Raw genomic sequence first — 18,775 nt, 5'->3', positions numbered from 1 at the left:
GACAACGCCGCCCTCCTCTGCAGCCATCACCACCACCGCGCCCACGACCCCACCTTCACCCACGAACGACTACCCAACGGCGACATCCGCTTCACTCGGCGCACATAGACCACTGATCACCGCGGCGTGCCTTGGATTCTGCAGTTGCGCTATAATTTGCGCATGCATGCAAATACGCAACCTCCGGTGTGGGGTGACGACGTGGTCACTCTCGCCGTCGAGGTACTGCGGATGCTGGCCGATCCCACGCGCCTGCAGATGGCGGGGCTGCTGCTCGATGAGGAGCGTTCCGTCTCGGAGCTCGCCGGGCTGCTGGAGAAGCCGGTGCCGGGCGTCTCCCAGCATCTGGCGAAGATGCGGATGGCGCGGTTGGTGACCACGCGCAAGGAGGGCACCTCGGTGCTCTACCGGGTCGAGAACGGGCATGTGCGCCAGTTGGTCCTCGACACGATCGGCCACGTGGAGCATCTCCTGGACCAGGTCCCGGCGCACCACCGATCCGGGGAGGAATCGGCATGACCCACACGCTGCACGACCACCGACGCGACCACGCCCGCAGTCATGAGCACGGCCACGGGCATGACCATGACCATGGGCACGGTCATGGGCACGGTCATGGGTATGGACACGCGCACGACGGCCGGTGGGCACGGGTTCGGCACGGGGTCTCGGACGTCTTCGGGGCCCACTCCCACGACGCCGCGGACCAGGTCGACGAGGCCCTCGAAGCCGACGTACGCGGCCGGCGGGCGCTGTGGATCAGCCTCGGCGTCCTGGCGGTGACGGCCGGGATCCAGGCGGTCGTGGTGAGCCTGACCGGCTCGGTGGCCCTGCTGGGGGACACGCTCCACAACGTCGCGGACGCGCTGACGGCGGTGCCGCTGCTGGTGGCGTTCTGGCTCGCCCGGCGGCCGGCCAACGACCGCTTCACCTACGGCTACGGCCGGGCCGAGGACCTCGCCGGCCTGTTCGTCGTCGCCATGATCGCGCTGTCCAGCATCCTGGCCGGCTGGGAGGCCGTCGACCGGCTCTTCCATCCCCGCGAGGTCGAGTACGTCTGGGCCGTCGCTGCGGCCGGAGTGGTCGGCTTCCTCGGCAACGAGATCGTCGCGCGCTACCGGATCCGGGTCGGCCGCCAGATCGGCTCGGCCGCCCTGGTCGCCGACGGACTCCACGCGCGTACGGACGGCTTCACCTCGCTGGCCGTGGTCGCCGGGGCGGCCGGGGTGGCGCTCGGGGTGCCGTGGGCCGACCCGCTGATCGGGCTGCTGATCGCGGTCGCGATCCTGGGCGTGCTGCGCTCGGCGCTCAAGCAGGTCGGCGCCCGGCTGATGGACGCCGTCACCCCCGAGGATGTTCGCCGGGCCCGGGAAGCGGTCGGCAGCGTGGACGGCGTGCTCGAGGTGCGCAGCCTGAGACTGCGGTGGATCGGGCACACCCTCCACGCCGACGGCGACATCACCGTGCCCGCCGACCTCGCGGTCTCCGCCGCGCACGACATCGCCCACCATGCCGAGGAGCACCTCCTCGAGGCGCTGCCGCGCCTGACCAGCGTCGTGCTCCACGTCAGCCCCGAGGGCACGCACTGACGGCAGCCCCTAGGCTCTGCTCCGATGAACATCTTCGAGTTCGACGGCAAGAGTCCGCAGATCCATCCCGACGCCTGGGTCGCGCCCACGGCGACGCTGATCGGTGACGTACGCCTGGGGCCGAACGCCAGCGTCTGGTACGGCGCGGTGCTGCGCGCCGACATCGGGCCGATCATCATCGGCGAGGGCTCCAACGTGCAGGACAACTCGGTGCTGCACGTCCGCCCCGGCTCCTCCCTCGAGATGGGAGCGCACAGCACGATCGCCCACGGCTGCGTGGTGCACGGCGACCGCATCGGCACCGGCTCGCTGATCGGCAACGGGGCGGTGGTCTCCGACGCCGTGGTCATCGGTGACGGCTGCCTGATCGCCGCCGGTGCGATGGTGGTCGAGGGGACCCAGGTGCCGGACCACAGCCTGGTGATGGGCGTGCCGGCCAAGATCCGCGGCACGATCGAGCCGGGCACCAACCCGGCCGCGATCCTGGAGCTCAACGCTCCCGGCTACGTGGAGTTCATGAAGCTCCACCGCGCGACGGTACGCTCGCTCAAACCCTGACCCTGAGGTTGAGGGTTACTCCGCCCCGCAGGCCACGCAGTGCAGCGAGCCGACCCTGCGGTCGGCCTCGCAGGTCGCGCACGGGGCGATCGTCTCGCGGCCGCAGCCCTCGCAGTGCTTGCCGCGGGCCGGGTAGCCGCAGTAGGGGCAGTCGCCCTTGCGTACGCGCATCGCGGGGATCCGCCTGGCCAGCAGCCGCTGGACGGCGACGAACACGCCGACCGTGGCCGCGGCTCCGAACAGCGACAGGATGAGCGGGCCGAAGTCGGCGTACTCGAAGGTGTAGTGGAAGGCGAAGACCAGCGCCATGATCACCCCGGTCGCGGCGAGCGCGAAGCCGAGCGGGAGGAAGCGGGAGCCGCTGCGGCGCAGTCGGTAGAGGACCGCGAAGCCTATCAGGCAGAGCAGGATGATGAAGCCGAGGCGTACGCCGATCTGGATCGCCTCGTGGCCGGGGATCTTGCACGGCATCACGCCGTCGTTGCACTGGTCCCAGTCGCGGTAGAGCGGCCACCAGCCGCCCACCTTGACGTAGAACCAGACGGTGCCGACGAGCAGGAAGGCGGTCAGCGCGACCGCCAGGAACCGCTCGCTGCGGGTCGACTCGACCTCGTCTGCGGCGATAGGGGTCCTCATGGTGTGCTCCTGTGGGCTCGGGTGCGGGCGTGGAAGCCGACCTCGAGGCGGCAGTCGAGAGCGGCCGCCACCCGGAGGAGGGTGTCGATCTTGGGCGGGCGGGAGCCCGACTCCAGCCGTGCGATCGCTGACTGGGTCGTCCCGCAGAGCTCGGCGAGCTCGCGCTGGGACAGCCCTCGCGCGACCCGGTGCTCGGTCACCTGGGCGGCGATCCCGGCGTAGAACGCGGTGTCCTCGTCGCTGGTGCTCATGACATCGACGGTATCGCAGTCCTGCTATGGCTGTCGATAGCAAGACTGCGATCGGCGGGGTGAGACGATTCGGGGGCGAGGTCGCCGACGGCCTAGGCTTGACGCTCGTGAAGACGTTCGACGAGCTCTGGGCCGAGCTGAGCGAGAAGGCCCGGACCCGACCTGAAGGATCCGGCACCGTGGCACAGCTCGACGCCGGGGTCCATGCGATCGGGAAGAAGCTGGTCGAGGAGGCCGCCGAGTCCTGGATGGCGGCCGAGTACGAGGGCAAGGAAGCGACCGCGGAGGAGATCTCCCAGCTGCTCTACCACGCGCAGGTGCTCATGCTCGCCAGTGGAATCTCGATCGACGACGTCTATTCACACCTGTAGGGGATCACCCATGACTGAAACATCCGCAGAGGGCATGCTCCGCATCGCCGTGCCCAACAAGGGCTCGCTGTCCGTCGCCGCCTCCGAGCTGCTGCGAGAGGCCGGCTACCGCCAGCGTGACGACTCCAAGCGCCTGACCCTCATCGACGAGGAGAACGGCGTCGAGTTCTTCTACCTGCGCCCGCGCGACATCGCGCTCTACGTCGGCGAGGGCACCCTCGACATCGGCATCACCGGTCGCGACCTGCTCCTCGACTCCGGCGCCAAGGCCGACGAGGTCGTGGGGCTCGGCTTCGGCCGCTCCCGCTTCCACTTCGCCGGTCGCGCCGGCGACTTCACCTCGGTCGAGGAGCTGCGCGGCAAGCGGATCGCCACCTCCTACGTCGGGGTCGTCTCCGCGTTCCTGGAGCGCGAGGGCATCGACGCGAGCGTCACCCGCCTCGACGGCGCCGTGGAGACCTCGATCCAGCTCGGTGTCGCCGACGCGATCGCCGACGTGGTCGAGACCGGCTCCACGATGCGCCAGGCCGGGCTGGAGATCTTCGGCGGGCCGATCATGCACTCCGAGGCCGTGGTGATCACCCGGTCCGGCGCGCAGCTCCCGCCTGCGTACGAGACCTTCCGGCGGCGCCTCGACGGCGTCCTGATCGCGCGCAGCTACGTGATGATGGACTACGACATCAAGGCCGAGTTCCTCGCCGAGGCGTCCGCGATGACGCCCGGGCTCGAGGGACCGACGGTCAGCCCGCTGCACCGGGAGGGCTGGGTCGCGGTCCGCGCGATGGTGCCGCGCAAGGGCTCGCAGAAGCTGATGGACGACCTGTACGCCGTGGGTGCCCGCGCGATCCTGCTGACGGAGATCAATGCCTGCCGGATCTGAGTCGACGGGATCGGAGCTTCCGGTGAAGCTGCCGCACACCTGGCGTCCGCTCGGTGCCCGCGTGATGGGCTGGTTCCTCGTCGCCGCGCTGGCGGTGATGTGCACGATGGTCTGGGTCGGCTTCACCGCCGAGATCAAGGCCCAGGTCACCATGTTCGAGCGGCTCACCTTCGGCGCCGTCGGGCTCGGGATCGTGGTCTGCGTGCACGCGCTGACCAGGTCTCGGGTGGTTGCCCGCGAGGACGGTCTGACGGTGGTCAACGGCTACAAGCGCCGCGACCTGGAGTGGGCCGAGATCCTCGCGATCAACTTCCCGCGCGGTGCGCCGTGGCCCAACATCGACCTGTCCTCCGGCCACAACATCTCTGCGCTGGGCATCCAGGCCTCCGACGGGGGCTCGTCGAGGAAGGCCGTGCGCACGCTGCGCACGCTGGCCGAGGAGCTGTCCTGACCGCGACCGTCCGGCGAATCCCGTACAACGGTTCGGGGAATCCTCGAGCGAATCGCTGATGGTTGCGGCCGACGCGACTTAGCGTGTCGGCGTGATCTCCTGGACTCGTGTCTTCGCCGCGCTGGCCGCCGTGCTCACCCTGGCCTCGACCGTGCCGGCCCAGGCCGCTCCGGTGCACCCGGTCGGCACCTGGGGAGCATCGGCCGACGAGGTGGGCGGGACGGCCGGCGCCGCCGGGCTGGCCGACCGATCGGTGCGGAACCTGGTGCACACCTCGCTGGGTGGCTCCGGCGTACGCATCACCCTCTCCAACGTCTTCGGTGACCGTCCGGTCACCTTCGCCTCGGCGCACGTGGGCCTGGCCGGTGACGGCGCCGCGGTGGTGCCCGGCACGAACCGTCCGGTGACCTTCGCCGGTGCCGACCAGGTCACCGTCGCTCCCGGCACCGAGGTGCTCAGCGACCCCGTCGACGCGACCGTGCCGGACGACACCACCCTCGCCGTCAGCTTCCACGTGGTCGGCGAGAGCGGCCCGATCACCGGCCACGACGTGGCGACGCAGATCTCCTACGTCTCCGGGACGGCCGGCGCGGACGTCGCCGGGGAGGAGTCCGGTGCGGCGTTCACGACGCAGATCTCCAGCTGGTACTGGGTCGAGAGCGTCCTCGTCGAGAAGCCGCGGCGGGTGAAGACCGCGGTGCTCTTCGGTGACTCGATCACCGACGGCAACGGCTCCACCGTCGGCGCCAACCGGCGCTGGCCGGACCTGCTGGCCGACCGGATCGCGAACAGCCGGTTCGCCGGACGCTTCGGCGTCATGAACGAGGGCATCTCCGCCAACCGCGTGCTCGTCGACAGCACCGGTGGCCAGCGCGGTCTGGACCGCTTCCGGCGTGACGTCCTCGACCAGCCCGGCGTCTCCACGGTCGTGCTGCTGGAGGGCATCAACGACATCCGCTGGGACGACGCCGACGAGGCCTCCGACCTGACCGACGCCTACCGCGACCTGATCGCGCAGGCGCACGCCGAGGACGTGTGCGTCGTCGGCGCCACCCTCACCCCGTACGAGGGCGGCAGCCGCTACACCCCGGCCCGCGACCGGGTGCGGGTCGCGGTCAACGAGTGGATCCGCACCTCCGGCGAGTTCGACGGCGTCGTCGACTTCGACGCCGCCACGCGCGACCCCGACCGGCCGGCGCGGTTCCTGCCTGCGTACGACTCGGGGGACCACCTCCACCCCGGCGACGCCGGCTACGCGGCGATGGCCGAGGCGTTCGACCTGTCGATGCTGGAGTGCGACCGCTAGATCGCTGTCATCAGATTGTGCAGGGATCAGATGGCGCTGATGCCCCAGGTGACCTCGGCGCGCTCGCCGGGGGCCAGCTCGATGAGGTCGGTGCCGGAGTTGAACGCGTCCGGGGGAGCCGTCATCGGCTCCACGGCGAGGCTGCCGCGCGCGGGTGACTGGTCGTCGGCGCTGTAGACCATCAGCCACGGGTGGCGCTCGTCGACCCAGAGCGCGACACCGCCGTCGGGACCCTGCAGGGTGACCGTCGCCCGCCCGTCCTCGCCGCGATCCAGGTCGGTGAAGGCGTGGTCGAGCACGACGTCGCCGATCGGCTTGGCGGTGGTGAAGTCGTGGGCTGTCCCGGCCGTCGCCTCGCTGCCGGTCGGCAGCTTGCGGTCCGGGTCGGAGAGCAGGCGGGTGCGCGCCGGCAGGGTGAGCGTCCAGCCGTCGACCGGACCGTCGCCGACGGTGAGGTAGGGGTGCGCGCCCACCGCGTAGGGCGCCGGGGAACCGGCGTGGTTGGTGGCCGACTGGGTCACGGTGAGCCCGTCGGGACCCACGGCGTACGTCACCTCGAGGTCGAGCGTCCAGGGATAGCCGCTCTGCGCCATCAGCCGGGTGGCGAGGGTGATCGAGCTCTTGGCCTCCTCGATGGGCAGCCACTGCGCCCACCGCACCAGGCCGTGGGAGGCGTTGTTGCGCGCGACCTCGGTGAGCCCGAGCTGGTGAGACTTCCCGCCGAACTCGTAGCGGCCGTCGCGGATCCGGTTGGGCCACGGCGCCAGCAGCTGACCCTTGCCGCCGCTGGACTGCTCCTCGTCGCCGAAGGGGGCGATGAGGTCGCGCCCCTCGTAGGACAGCAGCCGCAGCGCGCCGCCACTCTCCGTCACCGTCGCGGAGTAACCCCCGCCGTCGATCGTGAACTGCTCTCCACTCGGTCTCAGCACGCGCACAGGCTATCCAGGCGCCCGAACCTTGCCCGCGCTGGTCCGACATTTGCCAAGCAGAATGAGGCTAGTCTGTTCCGACTCGCCCGTCGGTCAATCGGCCGGAATGACGGAGGGGCGTGCGCATCCACGCATAGACTCGGCGGGCCCGACCTGGATCAGGAGAGTCTTGGATACCCCGTCGCCCTCAACGCCCAAGATGTCGGTGACAGCCGTCACGCTCGCCGCGCTAACCGCTGTGGCCTTCTGGTCACTGAAGCCGATCTTCATCTCGATCATCGGAGATCGCGGGGACTTCGCGGAGGTCTATGTCACCGCAGCGAGCATCTCCGTACTCGTTAGTGCGATCGGTGCGACGGTGCTGTGGCGGCGTACCGCCCGGCTCTTCCGAGGGGGACGGACTAGTCTTTCGGGCGTCGGGTCGGCAATGTTGTCCGGCTTCTTCCTCGCACTCTGGTACTACGGCTATTACCGCGCGCTCTACAGCGTGTCGAAGGTTGACGCAACGGTCATCGCATTCACTTGGCCGTTGATATCGGTCATCGCCATGCGGGTGTTCTCGCCGAAGACCGCGCGCAAGCTCAAATTCAACGAATGGTTGATGGTCGCGGCGTCATTTGTCGGGGCGTGTGCCATCGGAATCTCGAATGCTGCTGGCGGTCACACGCCGTCGGGCTCCGATGGTGAGATTGTGTGGGCTTTCGTAGCGGCCCTCGGTAGCGGTCTCTATCTCCCGTTTGCGATCAATGCGACCAAGTCGTTCGACCGGATTCTCAGTTCCAGAGCGATCGCCACCTTCTACTCGATCTCCGTCGCCAACGTGGCGGCACTGGTGGTGGTGCTGACCGCGCTCGGCGCTTCAGCGCACAAGCTGAGGTTCTATGCGTTCGACCCTCAGGTCATCTTCGTGTGTGCGCTGATCGGCATCGGCACATATCTGATCGCCGAGATCACTTGGACATGGGCGTTTCAGGAGTACGAGTCCTTGACACTGTCGTCACTGCCGTACTTCTCGCCGGCGGTCTCGGTCGTGTTGCTCTACCTGATCTTCGATGAGCCAGTGCGCCCGATTGCCGTCGTAGGGCTCGTCTTGATCCTGTTCTCCAATCTGACGCTGCATGCGCGCCATCGGTCGACAAACGCGCTCAGTCTCGCTCTTATTGCCACCGTCTACGTCGCGCTCGGCGCCCAGATCCTGCCCAACGACATCTTGACGTCCGTTCCTGACATGGCGACTGCACTCACCGGCCTTTTCGCGATCCTGGCGGGTTTCATCCTGTCCCAGGTCTCCAACCGGCGTACGCAGGAGCAGGACGCCAGGGCGACGCTGGCGCGTCGGCTGATAGCCACGGACGAATCGGCCGACAAAGACCGAGCCGACGAGCTACTGCAGTTCCTGATCGAGCTCGAGTTCGATCGCACCGACGAGGGCAAGGAGAAGCTTGCCCAGCGGATGAAGGAGGCCCTGTCGAGGCCCGGCGAGCGGCGTACGCCAGCCCAAGAGAGCGCCTTGGATGCGTTCAGCACGTGGCTCACGATTCACCTGGATCGACTCTCGATCGGAGAGCAGGCCGCGCTCTGGCTCACCGGACTGAGCAGCATCATCTTCGTCCTTCTGCTCCGCGGCGACTCAGCTCTCGGCAACGCTGGTGCTATCGCATTTGCCGCGGGCGCCTTCCTGGCTCTCTTCGCGATCCGCGACTATGACCGCAATAATATTCACGGCTTCACGAGCCAGATCCTTCGGCTACAGCAGGGCTTTCGCGAGATCGGCAAGAAGTACTACCTACCCGTCGAGATCCTTGATTCCGGCGAGTTGTCCGGACGGCTTCTGCGTCGAGGTGTCCGCACCAGGCATGACGACGATCGTGTTCGTCTCGTCGAATCCCTTCCCAGCAGTCGCACGTTCAATGCGTTCTACTTAGGCACTGCGGCGCTCCTGATCCTTGCCGTCATGCTCATGCCGACGGTTTTTCGAGGAGGCATCGACGCGGCGACTGCGACGTCGCCACATCCGGGTGAAACGACGGTCCTACCGGGCGGTCGTGGCGCGACGGTCACGATTGCAGATCCTGGATGGCCCGGAGGGAGCGTCGCGGCCGAGGTGCTCAAGCAGGTACTCGAGTCGGCGGATGTCTCGGCGCGGGTTGAGTCGATCGATCATGTCGACGCGGTTTCGGAGATGGGTTCGGAGAACCCCGGTGTCCACGTGCATCCCGATCTGTGGGTGCAGAATCAGGATGCCGCGGTTCGCGATTGGATCTCTGACGAGACCATCAGCCTGAGCGGCCATTCGTACCCCGGTACGCAGGGTATCTATGTCTTGGATGCGCCCGGAACTGATTCCGTGTCCGCGCTGAGCGACCTGGCTGATCCCGACCTCGGACGCAAGTTCGACAGCGACGACGACGGAAAGGCCGAACTCTGGATCGGACCACGCGCGTGGAGTTCGACCGAACGCCTCGCTTCATGGCTGGATGAAGGCAACGGAGAGGGGATCGAGGGGGAGTCATACTCGGAGACCATCTTCAAGGCGCGGCTTGTTGCGGAGGCAGAGGACCGCAACCCACTGCTCTTCTACGGATACGAGCCGGACGGCATTCACCAAGAGTTCTCCACCCGCCTTCTGGCTCCTATGCCGGGTGGAGCCGAGGACAACGACGAGGTAGACGTGCACGTGGCGTGGTCATCCTCCCTGGCAGCGGTCTCTCCCGAGGCAGCCAGGATCTTGCGTGCTGTCGACTTCTCGCAGGACGACCTCAGCGGCTTCATCGCTGCAGTTCAGCTCGACGAGAAGTCGCCGCGCAAGGTCGCGAAAGACTGGATCTCGGACAACTCAGATCGAGTCACTCGATGGCAACAGTCGGATTGATGGATGGCCCCACCACCTAGATCGCACCAGCAGGTCAGGTGACCCGGTTTTCGCGATCGGCGTGAAGGTTAGGTCATCACCACGACGTCGGCGCGGGCCGCGGTCAGGCTCTCGGCGAAGTGCTCGGCCTCGGCCGCGGCCCAGGCGTCCCAGTGGGGTGCGAAGGTGTCGCCGTCGCGCTCGATGCCGCGCGACCTGCGCAGCTCGGCCGGCGCGTCGACCCAGGCCAGGGCGGTGCGGAAGCTGTCGTAGGCGGCCGCGCCGCTGCCCACGCCCTCGATCACGAGCAGCGGGCACGGCGGGACCATGACGGTCTCGGCATAGGCACCCCGGTGCCAGTCGTAGCGGCGGTAGGAGCCGGGGGCGCCCTCGACGAGGGGGAGCAGGATCGTCTCGAGCTGGGCGGTGCCGGCGGTGAGGCCGTCCCAGCCGTCGTAGAGGTCGTCCATGTGGATCACCGGGGCTTGGGTCATCTCGGCCAGAGCGGTGGCGAGCGTGGTCTTCCCGGAGCCGGCGGGGCCGTCGATGCAGATCAGCCGCCCGGGGCCGAGAGTGGCCGGGCGGCTCATCGCGATCATTAGCAGATCGGCGGCGGGCTGGACGCTCGGGTGGGTCAAGTCAGGAGATGCCGTACTTCTTCAAGATGTCGTTGACGTCGGCCATGTCGTCGTCATCGTCGTCGAGCACGGGGCCCTTGGCGGTCTTCGGGGCGGTGACGGAGGCGGGGCCGGGTGCGGCGCCGGCCTCCTTCCGTGCGGCGCGGCTCGGCTTCTCCTTGGTGGGCAGCACGCGGGCCACGAAGATCAGCACGATCGCCAGCGCGGCGATGCCGAACCCGATCCAGACGGTGGGGCTGAAGACCAGCCGCGCGGCCCAGTCGGCGATCGCGTCCACGATCCGTCCGCCGGCACGCAGCAGCCCGGTCAGGTAGGCGGCCGGGGCGAGCAGCGTCCACCCCAGGCCCTTCACGCCGGCGCCCAGACCGCGCCGTCGGAACGCGATCCAGGTCCAGATCGCGCCCAGCACGGTGAGCGCGGCGGCTAGTGCGAGGTAGGCGCCTTGGTCCATGTCTCCAGACTCCCACAGCCACGGTGACGCGGCACCCCGGATTCTCCCCGATACCGGCCCTGATCTTCGGCTGTGGCCCCGGCTGGGGTTCAATGGGGTCGATGAAAGACAAGCGACTCCTCGGCACCTCGTTTCCCGGCGACACCGGCGAGACCAGCCCCGAGGTCGCGGCCGTGATGAGGTCGTACGCAGCGGGCCAGGCCACCCAGGCCGACGTGCTCACCACGCTCGCCGCGGCGAGGGTGCTCGTCGCGGTGGTGGCGGTGCTGGGCGAGGTCGAGGTCGACGAGGCCGGTCTGGCCCACGACAAGACCTCTGACATGGCCACCGTGCTGCTCACCGGTGCCGACGGGCGGCAGGCGCTGCTCGGGTTCACCGGCACTGCGGCGCTGCAGGCGTGGCAGTCCGACGCCCGCCCGGTGCCGGTGTCTCTGCGCGACGCCGCACGTGCCGCCGTCCACGACGGGGCCGACGCGCTCGTGCTCGACCTCGCCGGGCCGGTCCCGTTCGCGATCGAGGGTGACGACCTGCGCAAGGTGGCCGAGGGCTGGCAGCTGGCGACCGTCGGGCCGCGTACGGCCTGGGTGCGACCCTGAGGGTCCGTGCCTGACGCTCCGGGCGCCCTGGGGATTGGGTGGGCGGGGAATGTTGCAGTAGTGTTCCGTGTTGACCGATCAGCCGACGTACGCCGTCGGTTGATCCAACAAGCGGAGATCACAACAGCGTTCTCCCACCCGCATCGACCGTGAGCAACAAAGGTCGTCGGGTCCGGTCCCGAAGAGAGTGTCCCAGATTTGTGGGGCAATGGATTCGGTGGTGCAAGCCCACGATTGGGTGAGCGTTATGACTGGCTTCCGCTTGTGACAATTCCAGCGGAAGCCCTTTTTCATTTCCGGACCGCCCGTGCACGCGGCCCGGAAAGCACGATCCAGAGCCTCCGCAGCCAAACAACTGGAGGACACATCAGCACTGAGCTTCGTATCAACGACCGGATCCGGGTTCCCGAGGTCCGCCTCGTTGGTCCCAACGGAGAGACGGTCGGCATCGTGCCGACCCCTGACGCGCTGCGCCTGGCCCAGGAGGCCGACCTCGACCTGGTCGAGATCGCCCCGCAGGGTAAGCCGCCGGTCTGCAAGCTCATGGACTACGGGAAGTTCAAGTACGAGAACGCCCAGAAGGCCCGTGAAGCCCGTCGAAACCAGACGAACGTGATCATCAAGGAGATGAAGCTTCGTCCGAAGATCGACAAGCACGACTACGAGACCAAGAAGGGTCACGTCGTGCGGTTCCTCAACGCTGGGGACAAGGTCAAGATCACGATCATGTTCCGTGGTCGTGAGCAGCACCGTCCCGAGCTCGGCTTCCGCCTGCTGCAGCAGCTGGCCGACGACGTCCAGGAGCTGGGCTTCGTCGAGTCCGCGCCGAAGCAGGACGGCCGCAACATGATCATGGTGCTCGGCCCTCACAAGAAGAAGGCCGACGCCAAGGTGGAGGCGAAGACGGCCAAGGAGGAGAAGGCCGCCGAGCGTGCCGCCGACGAGGCCGCCGAGAAGGCGGAGCGTACGGCTGCGAACGCCGCGCGTCCGGCCTCGACGCCCAAGGTCAAGCGCCGTTCGGAGAACCTCGACCCTGACATCGACCTCTGAGGGTCGATCCACTGACTTCCGCCGCCGCGGCGCCCCGTGACCGGCCGGACGACGAGAGAGAGAAGAACTATGCCGAAGAACAAGACCCACTCCGGTTCCAAGAAGCGCTTCAAGGTGACCGGTTCCGGGAAGATCCAGCGCCTGCAGGCCGGCCGCAAGTCCGGCGCTGCGTTCGCCTCCGCGCCGACCACCGGCTCCCGCAAGAAGCACCGTCGCAACGCTGGTCTGGTGGAGCTCGCCCCCGCCGACGTCAAGCGCGCGAAGAAGCTTCTCGGCCGCTGAGCGCCGATCACCCGAAACTTTCCCTAGCATTCAAGGAGCACTGAAATGGCACGCGTCAAGCGCGCAGTGAACGCTGCGAAGAAGCGTCGCACCACCCTCGAGCGGGCCTCCGGTTACCGGGGTCAGCGCTCGCGCCTCTACCGCAAGGCGAAGGAGCAGGTCACCCACTCGCTGGTCTACTCCTACAACGACCGCCGCAAGAACAAGGGCAACTTCCGTCGCCTGTGGATCCAGCGGATCAACGCTGCGGCGCGCGCCGAGGGCATGACCTACAACCGCTTCATCCAGGGTCTCAACCTGGCCGGCATCGAGGTCGACCGCAAGATCCTCGCCGACCTCGCCGTCAACGACGTGGCCGCGTTCAACGCGCTCGTCGCCCAGGCCAAGGCTGCTCTGCCGGAGGACGTCAACGCCCCGGCGAACGCCTGAGTCTGACTCCGATCGTGGGAGTCTTGGTGTCACCTGGTGACACTGGGACTCCCACGTTCCATTTGCATGCGTACTCGATCACGGGGTGAGTGATTTGCTGTCGTCGGGGAACTCCCGCTTGAAGGAGATCCGTAAGCTCGGCCGCCGTTCGGTTCGTGCGGAGCGAGGTCTCTTCCTGGCCGACGGCCCGAAGGCGGTCGAGGGGGCGCTCGGCACGGTGTTGGATTCCGGGGCGAGTTGCGTGCAGGAGATCTTCGCCACCGAGGCGGGGGCGGAGGCGTACGCCGCATTGCTGGCGGATTCGCCGGTGACGCTCGTCGATGACCGGGCCATGGCCGGCCTGTCCGACTCGGTCACGCCGGCAGGTGTGGTGGCACTGTGCCGGTTCCTCGACGTCCCGCTCGCCGACATCACCGGGCCCCTCGTGGTGATCTGCGCCGACGTACGCGATCCCGGCAACGCCGGCACGGTCATCCGATGCGCCGACGCCGCCGGGGCGTCCGGGGTGATCCTGGCCGGTGACTCGGTCGACCTCTACAACCCCAAGACCATCCGGGCCTCGGTAGGCTCCGCCTTCCACCTCCCGATCGCCGTCGAGCGCGACCCGGTGGCCGCGGTCGAGGCCGCCAAGGCCGCAGGGCTGACCGTCCTGGCCGCCGACATGCACGGCACCGCCGACCTGTTCACAGCCGACGACCTTCTCGCCCGACCCACCGCCTGGCTGATGGGCAACGAGGCCTGGGGCCTCCCCCCGGAGCTGGCCGCCGAGGCCGACGAGATCGTGAGCATCCCGATCTTCGGCAAGGCCGAGTCGCTCAACCTCTCCACCGCCGCCGCGCTCTGCGTGTACGCCTCGGCGCGGGCTCAGCGGGGGTGAATGTTCACCGAGGTATCTCGGTGGATGCTCACTGGCATCGTGGAACTCCACGAAACCAGTGAGCAGTTGGTGAGTCACCTCGGTGAGCATCCCGCCGGCACGTCGCCAGCCGAGACGTCAGGCGCGTCGGTCGAGACGTCGGTGCCGTCGGTCGAGAGGTCGCGAGGTGCCCGCTCGACCGACGCGAGTGACGCCTGGACCGACCTATGTGACGTCTCGGGCGACGTACGTGACGCCTCGGCGGTGGGCTTGACCTTCAACTCGGGTGAAGGACGATGGTTGCGGACATGGATGAGCCACTGCTGACGATCGGGGCGTTCGCACGGGCCGTGGGCCTGACCGCGAGTGCGCTGCGTCACTACGACGAGTGCGGGCTGCTGGTGCCGGCCGAGGTCGATGCCGGGACCGGCTACCGCTACTACACCCCCGATCTCGCCGATCGGGCCCGCCTGATCGTGGGCATGCGGGAGGCCGGGGTCCCGATCGAGACGATGCGGGTGGTGCTCGACTCGTCCGCGGCCGAGGCCCGGGCCGCGCTGGTGGCGTTCCTGGAGGAGCAGACGGCGCGGACGGGGCGTGCCGAGGATGCCGTACGCGGCGTGCTGGCCGTCGTCGACGCCGGCCCCGCCGCCAGGCCGGCGCTCGTCGAGCTGCCCGGTCCCGTGCTGGCCGCTGCGATCCGGCAGGTGCGGCAGGCGGCCGAGTCCGATCCTGCCTCCGAGCTCGCCTCCGTGCTCGTCGACGTCGACGAGGACGGCGTCGACGTGGTGGCGACCAACCGCTACTGGATGGCGGTGCGGGTGCTGCCCGCGGCCGCCGAGGGCGACGGCGGGCGGGCCGTCCTGTCCCTTCCCGACGCCGCCGCGCTGGCCGATCGCCTCGACGCGCTGACGACCGCCGAGCTGCGGATCGCCGACGGCACCCTCACCCTCGCCGGCCAGGAGCTCGGCCGCGATGCCACCTACCCGGCGCACCGGCTCGTCCTGGCGGGCCTCGAGCCAGGCGTCACCCACGCGGTGCTCAGCAAGGCCGACCTGCTGGCCGGTCTCGACGCGGCCGCCTACGCCGAGGTCGACCTCTTCCTCGGCGATCACGCGCGGCTGCGCTCGCCGCACACCGCCGAGCAGAGCGGCGTACGCGGCGTGGTGACCGGCCCGCCGGTCCGGCTCCGGCTGGGTACGGCGCTGTTCGGCCGCGCCTTGGCAGCGTGCCTGGGCGACGAGGTTCAGCTGGCGGTGACCGCCCCGGACCGCCCGGTGGTGGTCACCTCGCCCTACCAGCCCGGGTTCACCGCGCTGATCATGCCGGTGCGTCACCCCGGCGACTGACCGTGCGAGCGATGTCGGGGAGAGCGATGTCGGGCCGGGGGTTCCGCCCTTGGCTGGCCGCGTCGACCGCGTCGGTCTTCGGCGACTCGGTCACCTTCTTCGCGATCGGCTGGGCGGCGGCGGGCTTCGGCGCCGACGCGGCCAGCCTGGTGCTGACGATCGAGTCCATCCCCCTGGCCGTGCTGGTGCTGGCCGGGGGAGTGCTGGCCGACCGGGTCGGGATCCGCCGCACGATGGTCGCGTGCGACGCCGCGATGGTGCTCGTCATGGCCGCGTTCGCGGTCTGTGCGATCGGCGGCGCGGAGCTGTGGATGCTGGTCGTCGTCGGCGCCCTCTCGGGCACTCTCCAGGCGCTGCGGCGCCCGGCCGAAGGGGTCTTTCCCCGGTTGTTCGGGACGGCCGACCTCGACCGGCGGATGGCGCTCGTCGGCTCGGCGCACCAGATCGCCCGCACCGCCGGCCCCGCCGCCGGCGGCTTCCTGCTCGGCCACGGCGGACTGCCGCTGACCGCCGGCCTGGATGCGGCGACCTTCGGCCTGGTGCTCATCGCCCTCCTCCTCGTCCGCCCACCCCACGAGCCGGCTCCCGAGCCAGGCCAGGGGTCGGTCTGGCGCAGCCTCGCCGACGGTGCCAGGGCGGCACGACGCACGCCAGGTGTCGTCCCGGTCCTGATCGCGATCACGGGTCTCGCGGTGACGGTGCTTCCGCTGGTCATGCTCGCGCTGCCCCTGGCCGGGCGCGAGCGCGCCTGGACCGCGGCGGAGACCGGGCTCGTCTCGGGGGCCTGGGTGGCCGGGGGACTGGTGATGACGCTCTTCGTCGCCCGCCGAGGTGCGCCGCCCGCACCGGTCGCGTGCGCAGGTCCGGTGATCGCAGCTGCTGGTGTGGGCGTGCTGGCGCTGCGTACGGAGGTCTGGGCGGGGGTGCTCGCGATCGGCCTGGTCGGTGTCGGCACCACGATGCTCACCACCTATCTCTTCCCGGTCTTCGTCGCCCGCACCCCGCCGGAGATGCTCGCCCGGTTCTCGAGCCTGACCCAGCTGGCCCAGACCGGCCCGGTCCTGGTCGCGACGCCGCTGCTCGGCGCGGCGGCCGGGTTCGACGTACGGCTGCCTCTGGTCGTCGTCGGGGCTCTGCTCCTGGCGACCGTGCCGGCCGCCTTGCGAGCGGCCAGGATCGATACCCCTCGGGGTCTGATACACGAAAGGTAAATCTGTTTCACTCGATGGTATGACGAACCTGAGCAGACGACGACTGCTGGCCTCGGGCGGCGCGGCGGCCGCGGCAGGGGCGACCCTCCCGCTGTGGACGTGGGCGCCGAGCGCGTCGATCGCGGGCACGGGGGACGGGGCGGACCCGGAGTACGTCTGGGACATCTGCGCCGACCCGGTGATCGAGCGCCTCTACGGAGAGGGCATCGACAAGGTCGCCGAGGTCAACGAGATCCTGAAAGGCTGGACCAGGAACGACCAGCCCCTTCCCGACGGGCTCCCGACCTACCTGGAGGACTTCATCGAGGAGGCGAGGAGCCTCCCGAGGTGGGCCGACCAGGGCAAGCTGAAGCTGGCCGGCACGTTCAACGAGGAGAGGTACGGCTTCTTCCTCGCCCTCCTCTACACCCTCGGCAGCGGGCTGATCAGCTGCGCGATCAAGCGCGAGGCGTGGTCGGTCTACTACTCCTACGGCGGCTCGGACATGCGCGACCGGATCGCCAAGACGACGGTGCTCGGCTACGACGTGATGGACGCCCAGGGCTGGACGGCCTCCGGCAGCCTGATGGTCAACTCGGTCAAGACCAGGATGGTCCATGCCGCCGTACGTCACCTGCTGCCGCAGTCTCCCCACTGGGCGAGCGTGGGCGCCGGTCAGGAGATCCCGATCAGCCAGGCCGACATCCTGGTCACCTTCCACAGCCTCGGCACCTGGGTGATGCGGAAGTTCACCGAGTGGGACATCGCGCCGAGCACAGAGCTCGCCGACGCGTTCCTGCACGCCTGGAACGTCGACCTCCACCTGCTCGGTGTGCAGGAGCAGTATCTGCCGAAGGACTGGGCCGCGGCGAACGCGCAGTACGACCAGGTGATGGGCCCGGCGACCGGTCGCACCCGGGAGGGAGTCGACCTCGCCCAGGCGCTCCTCGACTCGGTGATCGGCGCGGGCAACCCGCTGCTTCGCCACGAGCTGGAGTCGCTGGGGCGCTACGTGATCGGCGACACGTACGCCGACATGATCGCGTTCGACAGGGACCCGTTGCTCGCGCCGGTGTGGGCGAGTGCGGTGCCGCTGCTGGTCACCTCCTACCAGAGCACCGTCCCTGACATCCCGCTCGTCTCCAAGGTGCTCCCCGAGGCCGTGCACACCTTCATCAAGATCTACTTCTCGCCCGGTGACCCGGCGCCGATCACGCTGCCGCTGAGCAATCGGCCGGAGTAGCGGCCCCGGGCCCCTCATCGGTCTAGGGTGGCGGCGTGGACGCCCGAGAACTCGCCGATGCCCTGCCCGACGGTGTCGTCGTCGCCGACGCGGACGGCATGGTCGTGCTGGTCTCTGCCCTCGCGGGGCGGATGCTCGGAGTCGACCCCGACGCGAGCCTCGGGCGCCCGCTGGGTGACGTCCTCACGCTGAGCAATCCCGAAGGGCACACCTGGACCAAGGTCAACCGGCCCTACGAGACCCTGCCGACGGTCACCGGCACCCCGGAGCAGGCCTGGCTGCTGCCCGACGGCACCGAGGTGCTGGTCGTCTCGACGATCCGCCGCCCGGCGCTGGACGCCGCGGTCGACCAGGTCTCGATCTCGCTGCGCTCGGGGCGGGGCCGCAAGCGACTGGACCGGGAGCGCTCCGACCTGGTCGCCACCGTGGCCCACGAGCTGCGCTCGCCGTTGACCGGTGTGAAGGGTTTCGTGCAGGCGCTCCTGAACCGGTGGGACCGGCTCAACGACGACCAGAAGAAGCTGATGCTCCGGACGGTCGCCTCCGACTCCGACCGGCTCTCCCGGCTGATCGCCGAGCTCCTCGACGTGGCCCGGATCGACACCGGCCGGCTCCAGCTCTACCCGCGCGCCAGCGATGCCTCGGTGCTGGTCAGTCGCGTGGTCGAGTCGGTGCGCTCGGCGACCTCGCGGCCGATCGAGCTCCAGATCGCCGCCGACCCCGACGAGCTCGAGATCCACGCCGACCCGGACAAGTTCACCCAGGTCGTCACCAACCTCGTCGAGAACGCCGTACGCCATGGCGACGGTGTCGTCACCGTGAGCCTGGGTCCCTGGCCCGGTGACCCCGACCAGGTCCTGCTGGTCGTC

The 18,775-nt window shown here is 69.1% G+C and carries 22 protein-coding genes; 17 read left to right on the top strand and 5 right to left on the bottom strand.

The window, feature by feature from the left end; all coding sequences use genetic code 11:
• Positions 1-162 precede the first annotated feature (162 nt).
• The 3 genes from ACFVJS_RS16095 to ACFVJS_RS16085 are packed head-to-tail and all read left to right on the top strand — an operon-like array spanning position 163 to position 2,147.
• A complete protein-coding gene (locus tag ACFVJS_RS16095; RefSeq protein WP_378882009.1) occupies positions 163-519 on the top strand; it encodes an ArsR/SmtB family transcription factor in 357 nt (118 codons plus the stop codon).
• Positions 516-1,589 (top strand): cation diffusion facilitator family transporter, encoded by a 1,074-nt coding sequence (locus tag ACFVJS_RS16090; RefSeq protein ID WP_378882006.1) that lies wholly within the window; start codon positions 516-518, stop codon positions 1,587-1,589. Before ACFVJS_RS16095 ends, ACFVJS_RS16090 begins: the two co-directional genes overlap by 4 nt.
• Before the next feature lie 24 nt (positions 1,590-1,613).
• Positions 1,614-2,147, top strand: a complete 534-nt coding sequence (locus ACFVJS_RS16085) for a gamma carbonic anhydrase family protein (protein ID WP_378882003.1) — start codon at positions 1,614-1,616, stop codon at positions 2,145-2,147.
• A gap of 15 nt (positions 2,148-2,162) precedes the next feature.
• On the opposite strand, the gene ACFVJS_RS16080 is transcribed toward ACFVJS_RS16085, so the two are convergent.
• The gene (locus tag ACFVJS_RS16080; RefSeq protein ID WP_378882000.1) at positions 2,163-2,783 is read right to left on the bottom strand and encodes a hypothetical protein; all 621 of its coding nucleotides are present in this window, start codon (positions 2,781-2,783) and stop codon (positions 2,163-2,165) included.
• Positions 2,780-3,034: a helix-turn-helix domain-containing protein gene (locus ACFVJS_RS16075; RefSeq protein WP_378881997.1), complete on the bottom strand. Its 255-nt coding sequence runs from the start codon at positions 3,032-3,034 to the stop codon at positions 2,780-2,782. The genes ACFVJS_RS16080 and ACFVJS_RS16075 overlap by 4 nt, the downstream gene beginning before the upstream one ends.
• 107 nt (positions 3,035-3,141) lie before the next feature.
• Here ACFVJS_RS16075 and ACFVJS_RS16070 point away from each other — a divergent pair, with 107 nt between their 5' ends.
• From ACFVJS_RS16070 to ACFVJS_RS16055, 4 genes are all read left to right on the top strand, one after another.
• Positions 3,142-3,405 carry a phosphoribosyl-ATP diphosphatase gene (locus tag ACFVJS_RS16070; protein WP_008359350.1) on the top strand — a complete coding sequence of 88 codons (264 nt, stop codon included), beginning with the start codon at positions 3,142-3,144 and terminating at the stop codon, positions 3,403-3,405.
• A gap of 34 nt (positions 3,406-3,439) precedes the next feature.
• Entirely contained in the window at positions 3,440-4,285 is an 846-nt protein-coding gene (hisG, locus tag ACFVJS_RS16065; RefSeq protein ID WP_378882015.1) for an ATP phosphoribosyltransferase, read from the top strand.
• 22 nt (positions 4,286-4,307) lie between these two features.
• Positions 4,308-4,736: a PH domain-containing protein gene (locus tag ACFVJS_RS16060; RefSeq protein WP_378881994.1), complete on the top strand. Its 429-nt coding sequence runs from the start codon at positions 4,308-4,310 to the stop codon at positions 4,734-4,736.
• Between the two features lie 91 nt (positions 4,737-4,827).
• Complete coding sequence (locus ACFVJS_RS16055) at positions 4,828-6,042, top strand: SGNH/GDSL hydrolase family protein (protein WP_378881992.1); 1,215 nt, start codon at positions 4,828-4,830, stop codon at positions 6,040-6,042.
• A gap of 26 nt (positions 6,043-6,068) precedes the next feature.
• Here ACFVJS_RS16055 and ACFVJS_RS16050 read toward each other — a convergent pair whose 3' ends face one another.
• Positions 6,069-6,971: an aldose 1-epimerase family protein gene (locus tag ACFVJS_RS16050; RefSeq protein ID WP_378881989.1), complete on the bottom strand. Its 903-nt coding sequence runs from the start codon at positions 6,969-6,971 to the stop codon at positions 6,069-6,071.
• Positions 6,972-7,176: 205 nt separating this feature from the next.
• Here ACFVJS_RS16050 and ACFVJS_RS16045 point away from each other — a divergent pair, with 205 nt between their 5' ends.
• Positions 7,177-9,843 (top strand): glycine betaine ABC transporter substrate-binding protein, encoded by a 2,667-nt coding sequence (locus ACFVJS_RS16045; protein WP_378881987.1) that lies wholly within the window; start codon positions 7,177-7,179, stop codon positions 9,841-9,843.
• 68 nt (positions 9,844-9,911) lie between these two features.
• On the opposite strand, the gene ACFVJS_RS16040 is transcribed toward ACFVJS_RS16045, so the two are convergent.
• Together ACFVJS_RS16040 and ACFVJS_RS16035 are read right to left on the bottom strand one after the other, a co-directional pair.
• Positions 9,912-10,412 carry a 4-amino-4-deoxy-L-arabinose transferase gene (locus ACFVJS_RS16040; protein WP_378881985.1) on the bottom strand — a complete coding sequence of 167 codons (501 nt, stop codon included), beginning with the start codon at positions 10,410-10,412 and terminating at the stop codon, positions 9,912-9,914.
• A gap of 49 nt (positions 10,413-10,461) precedes the next feature.
• Positions 10,462-10,911 carry a hypothetical protein gene (locus ACFVJS_RS16035; RefSeq protein WP_378881982.1) on the bottom strand — a complete coding sequence of 150 codons (450 nt, stop codon included), beginning with the start codon at positions 10,909-10,911 and terminating at the stop codon, positions 10,462-10,464.
• 101 nt (positions 10,912-11,012) lie between these two features.
• Here ACFVJS_RS16035 and ACFVJS_RS16030 point away from each other — a divergent pair, with 101 nt between their 5' ends.
• The 9 genes from ACFVJS_RS16030 to ACFVJS_RS15990 all read left to right on the top strand — a co-directional run.
• Positions 11,013-11,507 (top strand): SseB family protein, encoded by a 495-nt coding sequence (locus tag ACFVJS_RS16030; RefSeq protein WP_378881979.1) that lies wholly within the window; start codon positions 11,013-11,015, stop codon positions 11,505-11,507.
• A 330-nt stretch (positions 11,508-11,837) separates the two neighbouring features.
• Positions 11,838-12,557, top strand: coding sequence for a translation initiation factor IF-3 (gene infC / locus ACFVJS_RS16025; RefSeq protein ID WP_378882012.1), 720 nt, complete (start codon positions 11,838-11,840; stop codon positions 12,555-12,557).
• A 69-nt stretch (positions 12,558-12,626) separates the two neighbouring features.
• Positions 12,627-12,839 (top strand): 50S ribosomal protein L35, encoded by a 213-nt coding sequence (locus ACFVJS_RS16020; protein ID WP_008359371.1) that lies wholly within the window; start codon positions 12,627-12,629, stop codon positions 12,837-12,839.
• Between the two features lie 45 nt (positions 12,840-12,884).
• Positions 12,885-13,268, top strand: a complete 384-nt coding sequence (rplT, locus tag ACFVJS_RS16015) for a 50S ribosomal protein L20 (protein ID WP_008359372.1) — start codon at positions 12,885-12,887, stop codon at positions 13,266-13,268.
• A gap of 118 nt (positions 13,269-13,386) precedes the next feature.
• On the top strand, positions 13,387-14,145 hold the full coding sequence (locus tag ACFVJS_RS16010) for a TrmH family RNA methyltransferase (protein WP_378881975.1): 759 nt from the start codon (positions 13,387-13,389) through the stop codon (positions 14,143-14,145).
• Positions 14,146-14,432: 287 nt separating this feature from the next.
• Positions 14,433-15,473, top strand: coding sequence for a MerR family transcriptional regulator (locus ACFVJS_RS16005; RefSeq protein WP_378881973.1), 1,041 nt, complete (start codon positions 14,433-14,435; stop codon positions 15,471-15,473).
• 11 nt (positions 15,474-15,484) lie between these two features.
• On the top strand, positions 15,485-16,684 hold the full coding sequence (locus ACFVJS_RS16000; protein WP_378881970.1) for an MFS transporter: 1,200 nt from the start codon (positions 15,485-15,487) through the stop codon (positions 16,682-16,684).
• Positions 16,685-16,703: 19 nt separating this feature from the next.
• Positions 16,704-17,906 carry an oxygenase MpaB family protein gene (locus ACFVJS_RS15995; RefSeq protein WP_378881967.1) on the top strand — a complete coding sequence of 401 codons (1,203 nt, stop codon included), beginning with the start codon at positions 16,704-16,706 and terminating at the stop codon, positions 17,904-17,906.
• Positions 17,907-17,941: 35 nt separating this feature from the next.
• Positions 17,942-18,775: histidine kinase dimerization/phospho-acceptor domain-containing protein (locus ACFVJS_RS15990; protein ID WP_378881964.1), on the top strand; the 834-nt coding region annotated here is incomplete at its 3' end.

The sequence above is a fragment of the Nocardioides sp. NPDC057772 genome, from assembly GCF_042798075.1.
Classification (GTDB): Bacteria; Actinomycetota; Actinomycetes; order Propionibacteriales; family Nocardioidaceae; genus Nocardioides.
This window is presented reverse-complemented; position numbering and strand designations above follow the sequence as displayed.